This window comes from Bifidobacterium sp. LH_558, assembly GCF_056356295.1.
In genome coordinates, this window is record NZ_JBKETZ010000015.1 from 1 (window position 1) to 3,602 (window position 3,602).

2 protein-coding genes are annotated in these 3,602 nt (G+C 48.2%); one reads left to right on the plus strand and one right to left on the minus strand.

Going from position 1 to position 3,602, the window contains the following annotated elements; translation table 11 throughout:
- Positions 1–263 precede the first annotated feature (263 nt).
- The gene (locus AC1AV0_RS10865) at positions 264–1,511 is read left to right on the plus strand and encodes a DUF2142 domain-containing protein (protein WP_476573877.1); all 1,248 of its coding nucleotides are present in this window, start codon (positions 264–266) and stop codon (positions 1,509–1,511) included.
- 75 nt (positions 1,512–1,586) lie between these two features.
- On the opposite strand, the gene AC1AV0_RS10870 is transcribed toward AC1AV0_RS10865, so the two are convergent.
- On the minus strand, positions 1,587–3,464 hold the full coding sequence (locus AC1AV0_RS10870) for a hypothetical protein (RefSeq protein WP_476573879.1): 1,878 nt from the start codon (positions 3,462–3,464) through the stop codon (positions 1,587–1,589).
- Positions 3,465–3,602: the final 138 nt, after the last annotated feature.

Consider the following 3,602-nt stretch of genomic DNA (forward strand, 5'->3'; position numbering starts at 1 on the left):
ATAAGGCAAGCATCCCCGCGAACGACGCGGGCCGCGCGGGATTTCGCGCTCATTATTTATGACGAACGGAATCCAATTTCGCGCTCAAACATTACGACGAACGTCGTGGCCCGAGTGTCCGAGGCGCTACGTTGTATGCTGAGAACGTGTCTTTCTTGGGGAATGGTTGCGAGAAGCGACGGACTTGCACGTTCATCGCGATTTTTGTGCTGCTTGCTCTTTCGCAGAGCTGTTTGTTCTTGCGAGCGGTGGGACCGCTGACAATGCCCGATCCTGATTTGCACGCAACGTCAACGTTTGCGGTTGCGACGGGACAGTTCGCCAACGAGGCGCACGATGTGACGGATGCATACGGCAATGTCACCAAAGCGCAAACCCTTACAGGCGAATCCGCCTATCTAGACATCAATGGCTACAGAAATATACTCATTTCGGCTATTATTGCTGAATCCGTGCAGCAGATCGACCCAATGATAGGCGTGCAACGTGAACCGTCTGCCACGGGAACCGATATCGTTAGCATTCCGCGCGAACATCACGCCAATCGTTCAAACCAATATCTCCCTATCAACTATATTCCGCAGGCACTCGGACTGCGAATAGGAATGTGGCTACATTTTCATGCGTTTGAGGCGTGGCAAACTGCGAGGCTATCCAATCTTCTTGTGTTTATTGTTATGTTCAGCATTGCGATTGCATTGCTGCCCAAAGCGAAGTTTGTGTTTGTTGTGATTGGCATACTGCCAACCAGTGCGTTTATCGCTTCCAGTTTGATGGGAGACGCGATGATTCTCTGGCTGAGCGCATGTTTCGTCGGTCTTTTTGTACGCGTTGTTGAGAATAACAAGCAAATCGGCACAGCGACCTCATGCGTGTTGGGCGCGATTACGGTTCTGCTGTTTTTCTCTAAAGTTGTGTATTTCCTGGTAGCTTTGTTGGTGATCGTTTTGCCGAAAAACATCATGCAATGGCGTGGGAAAATTATTTATTGCTCGAGCGTGTTGCTGATATCCTTGCCGGTATACGGGTTGTGGCAGATAAATTATTCAGGGCAGCTGTCTCAGGTTAATATCAGTGACAACATGTCATATGCGTTATCTCACATCTTCACATTTGTCGGTCTGTTGCTCACCAATGTACTGAGATTGCCGAAGATGATTTTCGATACTCCGATGCCGTGGCTCTACCTATCCTTTGCTGCAGCGCTGTTCGTGTCATGGTTGATAGGTCTCGTCCGAATCATCAAGACCAACATTGCGGACGGCTGGAAAGCAATAACGAGTTCGTTACGATACGTCATTGTGTCAGTCGTTGTCGCCGCAGGTGTGTGCGCTGCGGTGTATTTATCGATGGCGATCACTTGGAATGACCTGTCACAGCTGAATTGGACTTCAAATCTCAACGGTTTCCAAGGTCGGTATGTTCTACCTCTTTTGCCTCTGGTAGCGATTGCCTATGCAACTCATTCCGAGTCAAGTAGCAAATCACGAATCATGAGAACAGCTGAATAAACGGACGAGGTGGAGCTTGCCAAATCAAAGGGCCAATCCTAAGAAAACGTCTGTAGCTCTGCCTCCCAACCATCATCAGGCATGGTCTTCAGTGATCCTATCTTTGCGGAACCTATAGTTTCGCTTGGAGTAATGGATGAGAAAACCAATCGCTGTGATTTCGATGAGCTGGACTAATGGCACAAAAGCTGTGGTGTAGTACTTTAACTGTTGCCAATTAATGTAATCCGTAACGGGATACTGCCAAGCAACTGCTAGGGAGAGGGCGAAGATGCACGTTCCTGATGCGATGGAAAAACCAATCACGCATAGAGCGAACGCAGACGAGCGATTGAACGATCGATGAAGCCATGATTTGATGCAAGACGCGAATGCAAGCAGTATCCCCACTATCGCGAGGAAAAGCAACGCAGGAGCCAATACCTTACTTGCTTGGAATACACATGTTGCCATCTTCAGATATGAGCGTTGCGTGTACTCATTAAAAGAATCGAGCGAATCCGTCGATTTGGGTATTTGCGTTTGTAACGTAGTTTCCAGAAGCCTGCATTGTTGCGGCTGCCTTGTGTCGTCGCACACGTAAGTCGTCGAATCTGCTGATTCGAAATGCTGCCATAGAACGGATGTCTGAATAATGCTGCTGAGCGTACTGCCCAAGCTAGGCAATTCGCTGAGCTTCTTTTTGGGAAGCAATTGAGTGGGAGTAAAACCACTCGATTGTTCCAGATTGGCCGCATCAAGTTCTTCATTAATCTGTTTGAATAACTGTTGTGGCTCTTCTTGCGAGTCGTAAAGTCCTGAGTATTGCAGCGCGAGCATCATATTCCACACACCCATATCTGTGGTAGGAGGCGCCGTTTCCCAATCGTCGTCACTGCTAAAAGGGACAGTCTTAATTCGCTCGATTAATCCTGGATGATTCCGAAGGGTGGGCGATGCGTCTATCGCTTTTTCCATAACTGACCAAGGAACCCAATTTGTTGCGGTCCTATTGGTGTCCTCCACCTGATACAAACGCTTGAAAAAGCCCGCAATCTCGCCTTCTGTGCGTACTGAAGCATAAGGGATCCCAAAAAAGTGCCGATTGACGGCATGATATGCAGCACTGCTAGACGCGAAAACCAGCAGGGGGACGCAGCAGGCGATTGCGAGTGCGAAACTCATTCCTGCTTTATAGGTCTTTTTCAGGGCGGGAGAGCCCCATAAAACAATGATGTTTCGAATCTGGAGACATATGCAAACCAGAATCATGCAGGCAAGTAATGGTGCCAGCCATACGCTGGACTCTTTGATAAACCAGAAAACTCCCCAGACCACACCTAACAGAAATCCCCAGAAGTATTGCTGACGCAAGCATGGCTTGTTTTTGCTTCGTTGAGGAAGAAACTTCTCCAAATACGTCAACGTTAGACCGGCCAAAAGCATCGTTATCGGTGGAATGATTGATTCTCTGTAAACCCGTTGCGCTGTCGTTGCATCAAAACCTGCCGGTGAGAATAGCAAAAAAGCATAACTCAGTATCCAGAAGATTTGTGACGATAAGGAATCGACTGTGGGATGCAGATGTGTCCAGAAACGACGCAGGCCATGAACTGCGGCCAGTGCGGACACAATCCATAGAAGAGCGAACCATACGCGATATGGAATATTGAGCAGGTTGGCTATCGCAATCAGATACGAATATGACATAGGCTTGACCAAAGCCCATGTCATATCCCATCCAGACGATGGATGAAAATGCGAATTCAAATGCGAGTACTGAATCATTAAAAAATCATCCAGCTGCAGATTAACGGCGTTACCAGTTGTCAGGGGCATTGCTTGCCCTGCAAGGAATCGAGCGATACTTAAGAAAATCAGAGTTCCAACGAACAACCGATTCTTCTGGACTAGGCGGAGAGGATTCGCCACTAATCTTGGGAGAGTCGTTTGACTCTCCTGATACTGCTTCATGCTCATGAGTCTACACGTGCTATGCGAGGTTCGTCATTAATAAGTGAGCGCGTAATCGTTGTTCGTTTGTCGTAATGGGTGAGCGCGAAACGGTGCCTGCGATCTATTTGTCGTTTTGTCCGGCGTCGGCGCGCATGC

What these genes read in the sequence shown, in the direction of transcription:
- AC1AV0_RS10865 (WP_476573877.1), top strand. Translation starts at nt 264, where the DNA reads ATGCCCGATCCTGATTTGCACGCAACGTCAACGTTTGCGGTTGCGACG.
- AC1AV0_RS10870 (WP_476573879.1), bottom strand. Translation starts at nt 3,464, where the DNA reads ATGAAGCAGTATCAGGAGAGTCAAACGACTCTCCCAAGATTAGTGGCG.